Source organism: Bradyrhizobium sp. UFLA05-108, from assembly GCF_059803455.1.
On the sequence record NZ_JBANAZ010000044.1, the window covers coordinates 26,195 to 38,919 of the forward strand.

Below are 12,725 nucleotides of genomic sequence, written 5' to 3' on the forward strand. Positions count from 1 at the left end.
TCATCAAACGTGACTTCGCGGAATCGGGCCCATGTCGCATTCTCATCGTCATGGACCGCAGCAGCCGAATGCCGACAGCGGACGAGATCGCCGCAATCAATGCCACGCATCTGATCGAGACGCCGCTTCGGCCAGCCGACCTGCTGTTCCTGTTCGGCACCCGCGAGGACGTCGCGCTGCGCGCCGGCACCGCGGCCCGGCTTTGGCGCGACGGCTATTTCCGCTGGTCGATCGTCAGCGGAGGAGTGACGCCGGGCTCGGAGCAATCCGAGTGCAAGCTCATCAAGGCCGCGATGGTCGAAGCCGGCATTCCGGCGGGCCGCATCCTCGAAGAGCACCGGGCGATGAATACGGGGGAGAACGTCGTCTTCTCGCTGCCGGTCATCGATGCTGCGCTCGGGCTGCAAAATATTCGCAGCGTGATCTGCCTCGGCAACACCTGGACGGCGCGTCGCTATCCCATGACGCTGCATCGGCACTGGCCGGAGGTGACGAAGATGCTTCTGACGGTCGATAGTTTTGCGACGCCGCGCGGGCTCTGGCACACCGATGCCGAGTTGCGCCGCCGCGTCCTGCATGAATGGGACAAGATCGAACCGTACAAGGCGAAGGGGTTCATTGCGGAGTGGCCGGTGACGTGAGAGGCCGGCGCGCTACTCCGTCGAATCAAAGTCCTCTTCCTTCGAGCGCAGCATCGCCGAGAGCGTGCGCAGGCCCGCGTCGAGCTGCTCGAAACTTGGTGCGCCAAGCGCCAGGCGGACAGCGTTGGGGGCATGCCCGTTGGCGATCGCGAACGTTGTGGACGGCGTCAGCGCGATGTCGCGGCGGCCGGCCGCGGCGACCAGCGTCTGCGAGCGCCAATGCGACGGCAGCGACAGCCACAGATGATAGGCCTTCGGATCGGCCTGGATATCGAAGCCGGCGAGGCGCTGCGCCGCCAGGTGCTGGCGTTTGCCCGCATCGATGCGTTTGAGGCGCGACAATTCGGCCGCGGTGCCGTCGGCCATCAGCCGCTGCCCGGCCGCGAAGGCATAGCCGGATGCGGTCCAGCCGCCCGAGCGCACCGAGGCCAGCACGCTTTCACGCAAATGCGGGGGGGCGACGATGAAGCCGAGCGCTAGCCCCGGCGCGACCTTCTTCGACAGGCTGTCGAGCACGAGGCAACGGTCCGGCGCGAGCGCGGCGAGCGGCACCTCGTCGGCGAGGAAGCTGTAGACGGTGTCCTCGATGATTGGCAGGTCGAGCTTCTCGGCGGCGCGCAGCACGTCGTTGCGGCGGCCGAGCGGCATGGTGATGCCGAGCGGGTTCTGCATCGTCGGCTGCAGATAGAGCGCGGCAAGATTCGCCTCGCGATGCGCTTTCTGGATCGCGTCCGGACGCACGCCGTGCTCGTCCATCGCGAGCGGCACCAGCGTGATGCCGAGGCGTGCGGCGATGCCCTTGATGAAGGGATAGGTCAGCGCCTCGACGCCGCAGCGTCCGCCCGCAGGCACGAGTGCGGCAAGCGCGGCGGCAATGCATTGCCGTCCGTTCGAGGTGAAGACGAGATGGTCGGCGTTCGGCGCCCAGCCCTTGCGTGCGAGGTATGATGCGGAAATGCTCCGAGCTGCCTGCGTGCCGGTGCTGGTCGCAGGCCGCAGCGCGACCTCGAGCGCCTCGGGGCGCTCGAGACCGGCGAGGCTCTTTGCGATCATCGCCGATTGCTGCGGCAGCAACGGATAGTTGAACTCGAAGTCGATCCGCGCGCCGCGCGGCTCGGCGGGAGCTGCGACGCCGCGCCGCGCCTCGCCGGAGATGAACGTGCCGCGGCCGACCTCGCCGACGACGAGCCCGCGACGCAGCAGCTCCGTATAAACACGGCTAGCGGTCGAGACCGCAATGCCACGCTCATAGGCGAAATTGCGCTGCGGCGGCAGGCGGTCGCCCGGCTTTAACGTCCCGTTAGTGATGTCGGCGGCAACGGCATCGGCCAGCTTCACGTACTCGAACTTCGACATTATTGCACCGAGAGCAATGTTTCACTTGCACCGAGAATTGTACTGGAGCATTTTGGTTCCATCAAGTCCCGCGATTGAACCCCGGCTGCGCGAGCAATCCGAGGGCAATGAAGGAGCAGGCGCCGACCGGCGTCTGTGCCAGCGGCATCGCTTTCGCCGCACGGGACGATTGCCGGAGAAGAAACATGACCACCATCTCGCAAACTGCCGGGCAGCCTCTGAGCCCACCCTCGTCACGCGGATTCTTCCGCTCCCTCGTCAACGGCGCCGCTGCGCTGCTCGACTTCCTGGAGCGTCGCGCCGCCGTCAAGACGCTGAACGAACTCGACGACCGCGCGTTGCGCGACATCGGGATCACGCGCTCGCAGATCGAGGATGCGGTTTACGGGCAGGTGAAAGCCGAGCTGGCGCGCTACCTGTAACCAACTGCGGGGTCAGGCGACTGCGGCCCGTCCCCATGCTCCGCCAAAAGCTCGATCGTCCTCGGAACGGTCGGGCTTGCGGCGTGGCCTCGTTGAGGCGCCGTGTGCGCGCCGGTGTCGACGGTCGAGACGTCGCATGTGCGTGGCGACCTTGTCGACGAGTGCCGCGATCCGTGCTGACGCCTGCTTGACGACGAACAGGATCGTCGTGACTCGGCTCAGCACGCCAAGCAGGAACAGCACCGAGAAGACGTCGAGATAAGCGAGGAGATCGCCGACCAGCATCAGCTCGGGCGGGATCGGGATCCTGTGGTAGTAGGCCAGAACCAGAATGACGACGGGGATAAAGGCGATCACCTGCCGCACTGTCAGCCTGTCCAGAGCCGCGGCCAATTGCACGACCAGCACCTCCCAGAGCGCATCGCCGATCGCGAGCGGGACTTCGTAACTCCATTTGCGCCACCAGTCCCGCATGCAATTGCTCCGAGGTGTTTATCTGAGCAGAAGCTAGTGCCGGACCACCAGCACCGAGCATTTGGCGTAACGCACGACGTGCCCGGCATTTGAGCCAAGGAAATAGGTCCGCATCGCCGGACGGTGCGAAGTCATGACGATGAGGTCGGCCTTCATGTGCGCCGCTTCCTCCAGGATCTCGTGATAGATACCGCCCTGGCGTACCACGCTGGAGATACGCGGGGCGTCGATGCCGGACTCGCGTGCGACGATGGCGAGTGCTTCCTCGGAGGTCTGGCGCTGCTGCTCGTCGAAATCGGCCGGCACGTATTCGGCCAGCATCACCGGCGTCATCGGCAGCACGTTGAGTAGGCGCACCGTGCCGTTCCAGGTCTGCGACAGCGTGGCAGCCGTCGCGATCGCAGGTTTTGCGAGGTCGGTGTCGGCGAGATCGATGGGCACGAGAATGGACTTGAACATCTGCGCCTCCCTGTCTTTCAACGACCCGGGACGGCGCCCTGTCGCCCCTAAGCCTGCTTCAGCAACTTGGGGCTGACGAACAGCACCAGCTTCCCGCGGCGGTACGCTACGTCACCCCAATCCTTGACGTCAAAGTCGAAGACCGCAAGCCCCGCCGTCGGCAGGTTGTGGGCGAGCGCCTTGCGGCCGGCCTCGTCGCCGCCGCTGCCCATCAGCATCAACGCAACTTCATGCATGCCGGGATTGTGACCGACCAGCATCAGGTTTTTCGGCGAGGCGGGAATGGTTGCGGTGCGAATGGTTTCCAGGAGTTGTGCAGGGTCGGCGCCATAGAGTTCCGGCAGCAATTCGACCTGGGGCTCCGCGACACGGTTTTTCATGCTCTCCCAGGCGACGTCCCAGGTCTGCCTGGCCCGGACGGCCGGTGACACCAGCACGGTATTGGGGAACGGCGGATGATGGGCAATCCAGTCGCCCATATGGGCTGCATCCCGATGGCCGCGGTCGTCGAGGCGGCGGTCCTGGTCACGGCCGCTCGGTGCGTCAGTCTCGGTCTTGGCGTGACGCAGCAGCATCAAACGGCGCATGGCATTCTCGAATCATTTCGGTCTTATTTAATCTACAGGCAATGGTTCAGGACAAGGTGACAAGCGCCTGACCGGTGCCTTAAGAAAACGACATGAGCGAGACTTACACAAGCATGTCCCAGCAAGAAGCCGGCTTTCGCGAGCGGCTGACGTTCGATCTCGACGCCGATATCTGCGTCATCGGCGCGGGGCTCGCCGGGCTCACGGTCGCACTGGAGGCGGCTCGGCTCGGGGCCAGCGTGGCGGTGCTGGAGGGGCGGCATGTCGGCTGGAACGCCTCCGGCAACCAGCTCGGCACCGTGATGCCGGGTTTTGCGCTGCCGCTCGCCGACCTGATCGAGCGCGTTGGTTTCGAGGACGCGCGCGAGCTCTGGGCGCTGTCGAAGGAGGGCGCCGAGTTCGTGCGCGCCAACGCCACCGAAGCGGCGATGCCAGGGATCGGCGTGACCGGCGGCGTGCTCGAGGTCTCCAATGTCGATGCCGGCGACCGGCTGATCAGCCGGCTCCAGATGCTGAACGAGGATTTCGACACCGAGGCCGAGGGCTGGCAGGCTAACCGCGTGCGCGCGGTGCTCAGCACCGACCGCTATTTCCACGGTGTCTATTATCCGAGGGCGTTCCAGGTCGATGGTCGAAAATATGTCCACGGGCTCGCGGCCTTGGCGCGGCGGGCCGGCGCGCGCATCTTCGAGGAAACGCCGGTCGTCAGCATCGATCATTCCGGCATCCGCAAGCGCATCGTGACGCCGTCGGCGCGCCTGCGCGCCACGCATATCGTGCTCGCTGGCAACATCCATCTCGGCGCGCCGCTGAAGCGCCTGTCAGACACGCTGCTGCCGGTCTGGCGCTATGCCGGAATCACCGCACCGCTCGGCGAGCGCCTCTCCGAAATCCTCGCCTTCAAGGGATCGGTGATGGATACCGACGGCATCGATCATTTCCGCGTCGTCGATGGCGACCGCTTGATGTGGGAAAGTCCGGAAACGACATGGGCCGCGAGTCCGCAACGCTTCGCCGGCGCCATCAAGCGCCGGATCCGCACGATCTTTCCTGATCTCGGCGAGGTCGAGATCGCCGAGATGTTTGGCGGGGCAACCGGCCAGACCGTGCACGGCATGCCGCAGATCGGGCAGCTCCGCAAAGGCCTGTGGGTGGCAAGCGGCTTCGGCCGCCAAGGCATGAATACCTCGGCCATGGCCGGTCAGATCATTGTCCGCAGCATCCTCCGGGGCGACGAGCGCTGGCGCCTGTTCTCGCCCTTCGATCTGGTCTGGGCGGGTGGGATCACGGGGCGGGCGGCCGGCCAATTGATCGGGCTCTGGGGCAGGGCGAGCTCGGCCGCGGCCGGCTCGCTCGCCCGTTACCGCGAGCGAGGGCGGGTCAAGGAGCGGGAACGCGAGGCGAAGCTGGCTCGGGCCAACCGGGCCGCCGGCACGGGCCCGCGGCGCCCGCCGCCCGGCGCGGTGCGCCCGGTTCGGCCCTCGCCACGGCCGGAACCGGTGCCGCATGCCGAGGAAGCCGAGCCGCAGGAGCAGGGCGTCTCGCAATAATTTGAGAAAAAACTCCGCCTGACGGTGTAACGTCGCGCGTTCAAGCCCGTATCTCAGCGCGTGGACAGATGAACAGTTCCCTCGCACGGAGAAAGAGATGTTTGACCGCCGCATCCTGTTGACGTTCGTCGCCGGCCTGTTCGGCCTGACGGCGTTCCGCTGGCTGAGAGCGACCCCGGCCAAGGCTGGAGAGAAGGCCGCGGAGAAATTCGAGATCGAGAAGACGGAGGCCGAGTGGCGTGCCCAGCTCACGCCGCAGCAATATGAGATTCTGCGTAACCAGGGCACCGAACGGCCCGGTTCCAGCCCGCTGCTGAAGGAACATCGCAAGGGCGTCTTCGCCTGCGCCGGCTGCGACCTGCCGTTGTTCGCCTCCGACACCAAGTTCGAGAGCGGCACCGGCTGGCCAAGCTTCTACCAGCCGATCGAGGGCAATGTCGGCAAGACCGAGGACCGGACCTTCGGCATGGTTCGCACCGAGGTGCATTGCCGTCGCTGCGGCGGCCATCTCGGCCACGTCTTCGACGATGGCCCAAAGCCGACCGGATTGCGCTACTGCATCGACGGTTTTGGGCTCGTTTTCCACCCCGCGGCAGCGTCCGCGACGTAAGGGTAAGGCCGGCAATTGTTGCCGCCCCGGCAATTGTGCCCCGGTCTCACGGCCGGGGCATGTGTATTTAAGGCATTGATTTTATTCAGATACCCGCATTGGCATAGGCCTTGCGACGTCTCCATTCGATTGCGGCCAAGGGTCGGCCGGCCGCCGAGATCGATTTTGGAGACAAAGTTATGGGTATCTTCGATGCAATGAACACCTCGGTGGGTGGCCTGCAGGCGCAGTCCTACGCGCTTCAGAACATTTCCGGCAACATCGCGAACTCATCCACCACTGGCTACAAGGGCATCGGAACCAGCTTCGAGGATCTCATTCCCGACGCCGAGGTGCCCAGCAAGCAGGTCGCGGGCGGCGTCACCGCGCACGCGCAGGCGACCATCACGACGCAGGGCACGATCTCCTCGTCCAGCGTCGCCACCAACATGGCGATCACCGGCGACGGTTTCTTCTCGGTGCAGAAGGCGAGCGGCGTCGTCGACAACGTGCCGGTGTTCGACGGCGTCAACTACTATACTCGCCGCGGTGACTTCCAGGTCAATGCCAACGGCAATCTCGTCAACGGTGCCGGCTACTACCTGATGGGCGTCGCGGTCGACCCGAAGACCGGCAACGCGCTCGGCAACGTGCCGACGGTGCTGCAATTCCAGAACAACTTCGTCCCGGCGCAGGCAACCACCTCAATCCAATATGCAGCGAACCTGCCAACCCAGCCGAACACCTTGGCGAGCTCGACGGCGACGAGCGGCTCCCTCGTGGCCTATGGTGGCCTCAATCCGTCCGACTTCGTGTCGAGCCCGTTGCCCTATGTCGATGCGACGATCTCCGGCACGGCCGTCAACAACAAGGCTGCTGCTCCCATCACCTCCGCAACGAAGCTGTCGGGCGCCGCGGGTAGCGACTCCTTGACGACGGACTTCGCCGCTGGCGACACTATCGTGGTCGACGGCACCACGATCACCATTACCGCGGCCGGCACTGGCCTGCAGGATTCGACCCACGTCCGCGCGGACGATACCGTCGGTGATCTGCTCTCGGCGATCGGCGGGATCACCGGCGTGGCACCGACGATCAGCGGCGGCGCCATCACGCTTCACACCGGCGCCATGCTGGACCTCACCGTCACGAGCACGCCGTCGGCCGACCTTTCCGCGCTCGGTTTCAGCTCGGTATCGCAGGCCCGCGGCACCGGCAACAGCGTCGTGACTAGCAACGACGTTGCGACCTTCACCAAGGAGTCCATCAGCGGCGGCGCGGTGACCGCGTACAATGCTTCCGGCACGCCGGTGAACCTGCAATTGCGATGGGGCAAGGTCGACAGCGCCTCACTCGGCGCCGGGCACACCGACACTTGGAACCTGTTCTATCAGTCGGACGCCAATGCGACCGGCACGCAGACGGCATGGATCAACACCGGCACCAATTTCACCTTTGCCAGCGACGGCTCGCTCACCTCCCCGAGCGGTTCGGGCATCACCATCCCCAACGTCACCGTCGGCGGCCAGTCGCTGGGCTCGGTCGCCTTCAACATCTCCTCCGGCGGACTGACGCAATATGCCAGCACCAGCGGCGCCGTCACCATCAACACCATCACGCAGAACGGCTACGCCGCCGGCCAGCTCCGCTCAGTCGCCGTCAACAACAACGGCATCGTGGTCGGCACCTTCTCCAACGGCCAGAACCTCGATCTCGCCGCGGTGACGTTGTCGCACTTCAACGGCACCAACTACCTGAAGGCGATGGACGGCGGCGCCTACGCCGTCACCGACCAGTCGGGCCCGGCGATCGATGGCGCTTCCGGCAGCATCAGCGGCTCGTCGCTCGAGGGATCGAACACCGACATCGCCGACGAATTCACCAAGCTGATCGTGACCCAGCAGGCCTATTCGGCCAACACCAAGGTCATCACGACGGCGAACTCGATGGTGCAGGATCTCCTGAACGTGTTGCGCTGATCAGCGCTGACGCAGCGTAACCAGAGGCGGGCAGTAACATGGGTTTGAGTTCATCCCTCGCCAGCGCAATGAGCGGCCTGCGTGCCAACCAGGCCGCGCTTTCGATCGTCTCCTCGAACGTCGCCAATTCGCAGACGCCGGGTTACGTCGCCCAGTCTCCGAATCAGATCGAGGTCACCACCGGCAATTTCGGCTCGACGGTGACGACCACCGGCGTCAGCCGCGACCTCGATGCCTACGTGCAGGGCCAGCTCCGCACCGAGACCGGCGGCGGCGGCTATGCCGACCAGATGGCCAACATCCTGAAGCAGCTTCAGAATGTCTACGGCAACCCCGGCGGCAGCGGCACGCTCGAGACCGCGCTGAACGATTTCACGAGCTCGCTGCAGGCGTTGTCGACGAGCGCAGGCGCGTCGTCGGCGCAGACCGTCGCGGTTGCCGCCGCGCAGTCGCTGGCGCAGCAGCTCAATCTCACGACCAAGGGCATCCAGTCGCTGCGCAGCAATGCCGAGCAGGATCTCGGCACCTCGGCGCAGCAGGCCAACGCGGCGATGCAGCAGATCGCCGACATCAATACCAAGCTGCAAGGCCTGAGCTCGAGCGATCCGTCGGCCGCGACGCTGATGGATCAGCGCGACCAGGCGATCAACACCCTGTCGAAATATGTCGACGTCCGCGTCGTCACCGACGGATCGAACCAGGCCAACGTCTACACCAACACCGGTATCCAGCTCGTCGGCGCGGGGCTGGCCTCGAAGTTCACCTTCTCGTCCGCGGGCGCGCTGACGGCGAACTCGCTCTATGACAGCAATCCGGCCAAATCCGGCGTCGGCGCGTTCAACATCTCGCTGCCGAATGGCTCGTCGATCGACGTCGTCGCCAACAACGTGGTGTCGTCGGGACAGATCGCCGCCGATCTCAAGCTGCGCGACCAGACGCTGGTGCAGGCGCAGACCCAGGTCGACCAGCTCGCTGCGACGATGGCGAGCGCCATGTCCGACAAGACCACGGCCGGCACGGCCGTCGCCGGCCCGCCGTCCGGCTTCACGGTCGACATTTCCAATACGGCGCCTGGCAATTCGGTCAACCTGACCTACACCGACACCGCGACCAACACCCAGCGCCAGATCACGATCGTCAACGTGACCGATCCGGCGGCGCTGCCGTTGCAAAATGCCACCAATGCCAATCCGCTCAAAGTCGGCGTCGACTTCTCCGCGCCGATGGCCACGATCCTGTCCACGCTCAACACCGCGCTCGCCGGCAGCGCACATCTGTCGTTTGCAGGCTCCGGCACGACGCTCCAGATCACGGACGACGGTACCGGTTCGAGCACGGTCAAGTCGGCCTCGGTGACCAAGACGATCTCCGCGCTCCAGTCGGGCAATGCGCAATTGCCGTTATTCACCGACGGCAGCGCGCTATACACCGGCGCGATCACCTCATCGGGATCGCAGATGACCGGACTTGCGGGACGCATCGGCGTGAACGCGGCGGTAGTGACCGACCCGAGCAAGCTCTCGGTCTACAACACCACGCCGGTGACGCCCGCCGGCGATACCACGCGCTCGGACTTCCTCTACACGCAGCTCACCAGCTCGGTGTTCTCGTACTCGCCGACGACGGGGCTGGGCTCGTCGAGCCAACCGTTCAGCGGCACGGTCTCGAGTTATCTGCAGCAGTTCCTGAGCATCCAGAGCAATGCCTCGACCCAGGCGACAGCGTTGCAGCAGGGCCAGAGCGTCGTGGTCTCGACGCTCCAGGCAAAGTTCAACTCGACATCCAGCGTCAACATCGACTCGGAGATGTCGAATTTGATCCAGCTCCAGAATGCGTATGCCGCCAACGCTCACGTGATGTCGGTGGTGCAGAGCATGATGAACACGTTGCTCCAGGCTCAGACGTAACTAGTACAGGGCTCTGAAACATGTCGATCAGCAGCATCAACTATTCCTCGTCGGTCCTCGGCGCGCAGATCCGCAACATCAATCAGCAGCTCACCGACCTGTCGACGCAGCTCTCTACCGGCAAGCTCTCGCAGAATTATTCCGGCATGGGGACCAACGAAGGCTTTGCGATCGCCTCGCGCGCGCAGCTTTCGAACATCGCCGCCTATACCGACACGATCACCAACGTCAACGTCAACATCAACCTCGCCAACACCGCGCTCCAGTCGCTGACGACGATCCGCAACACGGTGCAGACGGGCTCCGCCAGCACCGCCCAGGATCTCAACGTCAACGGACAGACCATTGCGCAGAACACCGCCGCTGCCCAGTTCGCCTCGATGGTCGGCGTCCTCAACACGCAGTCGGGCAACCGCTATCTGTTCTCCGGGACCGCCTTCAACACGCAGTCGGTCGCGGACGCTGGCACCATCATCAACGGCACCACGACACAGGCGGGCCTGAAGACCATCATGGCAGAACGCCAGGCGGCCGACCTCGGCGCCAACGGCATGGGTCGGCTGGTGCAGACGCAGCCGACGCCGAGCTCTGTGCAGGTGTCCGAGGACGTCGCGGGATCGCCGTTCGGGTTGAAGATCGCTGCCGTCTCCTCGACGCTGACAGGCGCGACAGTCACGGGTCCGAGCGGCTCGCCGGTGTCGTTTTCGGTGGACCTCAACGGCACCAATCCGAACAATGGCGACAAGCTTAGCGTCCAGTTCACGCTACCGGACGGCTCGACCGAGCAGATCGACCTGACCGCCTCGACCGCCACGCCGACGCCGGCCGGCAGCTTTGCGATCGATACGACAACCCCGGGCAACACCGCCACGAATCTCAACACCGCGCTGAACACCGCGATCCAGAAGCTCGCCAACACCTCGCTGGTGGCGGCATCCGCCGTGGCCGCCGGCGACAACTTCTTCAACACCGCGAGCTCGGCGATCGGCGCTGCCAAGACCAACCAGGCGGCGCCACCCGCACCGATCAGCGGGACGACGGCATTGTCCGGCACGGCTCCCTCGGACTCGATCTCGCCGGGCTTCACCGCCGGCGACACCATGACCGTCAACGGGACCACGCTCAGCTTTGTTGCATCGGGCGCGACCGGCAACCAGCTCAACGTCACCGACAGCATCCAGACCTTGCTTACCAAGATCGACCAGATCACGGGGACCTCGAAGCCGTCGACCGTCCATGGTGGCGCGATCACGATCAACACCGACGATGCGGCGAGCCTGAGCATATCGGGCTCGACTCCGGGCGCGGTGGCGGCACTGGGCGCGCTGGGTTTCAGCTCGTCGCCGATCACAGCCACGCAGCCGCCGCTGCGCGTCGGCTCCTCGCCCGCGAGCTCGGCCACCACGCTGGTGAACGGCTCCGCCAACACCGTGAAATGGTACCAGGGCAATGACGGGCCCGGTTCGCCGCGCTCGACCGCGGTGGCGCGGGTCGACGATTCCGTCACGGTGCAATACGGCGCGCAGGCCGATGAGGATGCGATCCGCAGTCAGTTGCAGGCGATTGCCGTGTTCGGCACGTTCTCGACTTCGCCGACCGGCCAATATTCCGGGGCGCAGGTCGCGGCCCTGAGCCTGCGCACAACGCAGGCGCTGACGCCGCAACCTGGGCAACAGAAGATCGAGGATATCCAGACCGATATCGCGATGGCCCAGAACACGATGAAGGACGCGACCACGCGTCAGACCCAGGCCAAGGCGCAGCTTCAGACCATCATCGACCAGGCAGAGTCGGCGTCTCCCGACCAGGTTGCGAGCGAGATCCTGGCGCTCCAGAACGCGCTCCAGGCGTCCTACCAGACCACGGCAAACCTGGCGCAGCTCTCACTCGTCAAGTTCCTGTAAGGGAGCGTTAAGGCTCCATTAACCATGCCTGTTTACCTCTTGGTGAGGACTTGGGGCACGCGGGGCCATCGATGTCGGATCGGATGCAGCTTGTGGTGGCAACGCCGTGTTTCGGCGGGCAGGTGTCGAGCATCTATGCGAGCTCGGTCTTCGCGCTCCAGCGCGCCGTGCACGGCATGTCCAATCTCGAGCTCAAGGTGCTCTTGCGCGACGGCGACGCGCTGATCACCCGCGCGCGGGCCAATCTGGTCGCAATGTTCCTCGACGATCCCAAGGCGACGCATTTCCTGTTCGTCGACGCCGACATCGGCTTTGCGCCCGAGCAGGTGTTCCGGCTGATCGAATGCGGGGCCGACGTCGTCGCCGGCTGCTATCCGATCAAGCGGATCAACTGGGACAAGGCCAAGCGGGCGATCCAGGCCGGCAGGGCCGACGTGCCGGCGGCTTCGCTCGACTACGTGCTCGAGATCGAGGATGCCGACCGCATCGTCGTCGTCAACGGATTTACCCGCGTGCGTTACGCGGGGACCGGCTTCCTGATGATCCGCCGTCACGCGCTGGAAGCGATGTGTCGGCATCCGAATTACGCGGGCCTGCAGTTCTTCCGCGAGCATTCGCACGACACGCTGGCTACGAGCCAGAACCGCTTCGCGCTGTTTGAATGCATGATCGATCCTGCGACCGGCACCTATCTCTCTGAGGACTTCGCCTTCTGCAAGCGCTGGACCGATATCGGCGGCGAGATCTGGGCCGATATCCAGAGTTCGCTTGATCACGTGGGACCGTCAGTGTTCCACGGCGACATCACCTCGCAATTCGCGCCGGCATCCGCCGCCGCAGACGCCGCGTGAGCTTTC

General features: G+C 65.0%; 12 protein-coding genes. 8 read left to right on the plus strand and 4 right to left on the minus strand.

What is annotated here, in order from left to right; translation table 11 throughout:
* Positions 1-68 precede the first annotated feature (68 nt).
* Positions 69-641, plus strand: a complete 573-nt coding sequence (locus SO140_RS28340) for a YdcF family protein (RefSeq protein WP_449377043.1) — start codon at positions 69-71, stop codon at positions 639-641.
* Positions 642-653: 12 nt separating this feature from the next.
* Here SO140_RS28340 and SO140_RS28345 read toward each other — a convergent pair whose 3' ends face one another.
* Positions 654-1,997, minus strand: a complete 1,344-nt coding sequence (locus SO140_RS28345) for an aminotransferase-like domain-containing protein (protein WP_449377044.1) — start codon at positions 1,995-1,997, stop codon at positions 654-656.
* A gap of 185 nt (positions 1,998-2,182) precedes the next feature.
* Here SO140_RS28345 and SO140_RS28350 point away from each other — a divergent pair, with 185 nt between their 5' ends.
* Positions 2,183-2,419, plus strand: coding sequence for a DUF1127 domain-containing protein (locus SO140_RS28350; protein ID WP_449377045.1), 237 nt, complete (start codon positions 2,183-2,185; stop codon positions 2,417-2,419).
* 12 nt (positions 2,420-2,431) lie between these two features.
* Here the strand turns inward: SO140_RS28350 and SO140_RS28355 are convergent, their stop codons facing one another.
* Genes SO140_RS28355 through SO140_RS28365 form a run of 3 tightly spaced genes read right to left on the minus strand, consistent with a single transcriptional unit; the run spans position 2,432 to position 3,939 of the window.
* Positions 2,432-2,893: a hypothetical protein gene (locus tag SO140_RS28355; protein WP_449377046.1), complete on the minus strand. Its 462-nt coding sequence runs from the start codon at positions 2,891-2,893 to the stop codon at positions 2,432-2,434.
* 33 nt (positions 2,894-2,926) lie between these two features.
* Positions 2,927-3,352: a universal stress protein gene (locus tag SO140_RS28360; protein ID WP_027528656.1), complete on the minus strand. Its 426-nt coding sequence runs from the start codon at positions 3,350-3,352 to the stop codon at positions 2,927-2,929.
* A 47-nt stretch (positions 3,353-3,399) separates the two neighbouring features.
* On the minus strand, positions 3,400-3,939 hold the full coding sequence (locus SO140_RS28365) for a SixA phosphatase family protein (RefSeq protein ID WP_449377047.1): 540 nt from the start codon (positions 3,937-3,939) through the stop codon (positions 3,400-3,402).
* A 92-nt stretch (positions 3,940-4,031) separates the two neighbouring features.
* Here SO140_RS28365 and SO140_RS28370 point away from each other — a divergent pair, with 92 nt between their 5' ends.
* The 6 genes from SO140_RS28370 (at position 4,032) to SO140_RS28395 (ending at position 12,719) form a co-directional block, all read left to right on the plus strand.
* The gene (locus SO140_RS28370) at positions 4,032-5,489 is read left to right on the plus strand and encodes an NAD(P)/FAD-dependent oxidoreductase (RefSeq protein WP_449377048.1); all 1,458 of its coding nucleotides are present in this window, start codon (positions 4,032-4,034) and stop codon (positions 5,487-5,489) included.
* A gap of 97 nt (positions 5,490-5,586) precedes the next feature.
* The gene (msrB, locus tag SO140_RS28375) at positions 5,587-6,099 is read left to right on the plus strand and encodes a peptide-methionine (R)-S-oxide reductase MsrB (protein WP_449377049.1); all 513 of its coding nucleotides are present in this window, start codon (positions 5,587-5,589) and stop codon (positions 6,097-6,099) included.
* A gap of 179 nt (positions 6,100-6,278) precedes the next feature.
* Positions 6,279-8,057, plus strand: a complete 1,779-nt coding sequence (locus SO140_RS28380; RefSeq protein ID WP_449377050.1) for a flagellar hook-basal body complex protein — start codon at positions 6,279-6,281, stop codon at positions 8,055-8,057.
* A 38-nt stretch (positions 8,058-8,095) separates the two neighbouring features.
* Positions 8,096-9,964, plus strand: a complete 1,869-nt coding sequence (flgK, locus tag SO140_RS28385; protein ID WP_449377051.1) for a flagellar hook-associated protein FlgK — start codon at positions 8,096-8,098, stop codon at positions 9,962-9,964.
* 20 nt (positions 9,965-9,984) lie between these two features.
* A complete protein-coding gene (locus SO140_RS28390) occupies positions 9,985-11,868 on the plus strand; it encodes a flagellin (protein WP_449377052.1) in 1,884 nt (627 codons plus the stop codon).
* A gap of 71 nt (positions 11,869-11,939) precedes the next feature.
* Positions 11,940-12,719, plus strand: a complete 780-nt coding sequence (locus SO140_RS28395; protein WP_449377053.1) for a hypothetical protein — start codon at positions 11,940-11,942, stop codon at positions 12,717-12,719.
* The last annotated feature ends 6 nt before the right edge of the window (positions 12,720-12,725 follow it).

Coding starts and splice junctions, on each gene's coding strand:
- SO140_RS28370 (WP_449377048.1), top strand. CDS start 4,032: ATGAGCGAGACTTACACAAGCATGTCCCAGCAAGAAGCCGGCTTTCGC.
- SO140_RS28380 (WP_449377050.1), top strand. CDS start 6,279: ATGGGTATCTTCGATGCAATGAACACCTCGGTGGGTGGCCTGCAGGCG.
- msrB (WP_449377049.1), top strand. CDS start 5,587: ATGTTTGACCGCCGCATCCTGTTGACGTTCGTCGCCGGCCTGTTCGGC.
- flgK (WP_449377051.1), top strand. CDS start 8,096: ATGGGTTTGAGTTCATCCCTCGCCAGCGCAATGAGCGGCCTGCGTGCC.
- SO140_RS28395 (WP_449377053.1), top strand. CDS start 11,940: ATGTCGGATCGGATGCAGCTTGTGGTGGCAACGCCGTGTTTCGGCGGG.
- SO140_RS28355 (WP_449377046.1), bottom strand. CDS start 2,893: ATGCGGGACTGGTGGCGCAAATGGAGTTACGAAGTCCCGCTCGCGATC.
- SO140_RS28340 (WP_449377043.1), top strand. CDS start 69: ATGCCGACAGCGGACGAGATCGCCGCAATCAATGCCACGCATCTGATC.
- SO140_RS28390 (WP_449377052.1), top strand. CDS start 9,985: ATGTCGATCAGCAGCATCAACTATTCCTCGTCGGTCCTCGGCGCGCAG.
- SO140_RS28345 (WP_449377044.1), bottom strand. CDS start 1,997: ATGTCGAAGTTCGAGTACGTGAAGCTGGCCGATGCCGTTGCCGCCGAC.
- SO140_RS28350 (WP_449377045.1), top strand. CDS start 2,183: ATGACCACCATCTCGCAAACTGCCGGGCAGCCTCTGAGCCCACCCTCG.
- SO140_RS28365 (WP_449377047.1), bottom strand. CDS start 3,939: ATGCGCCGTTTGATGCTGCTGCGTCACGCCAAGACCGAGACTGACGCA.
- SO140_RS28360 (WP_027528656.1), bottom strand. CDS start 3,352: ATGTTCAAGTCCATTCTCGTGCCCATCGATCTCGCCGACACCGACCTC.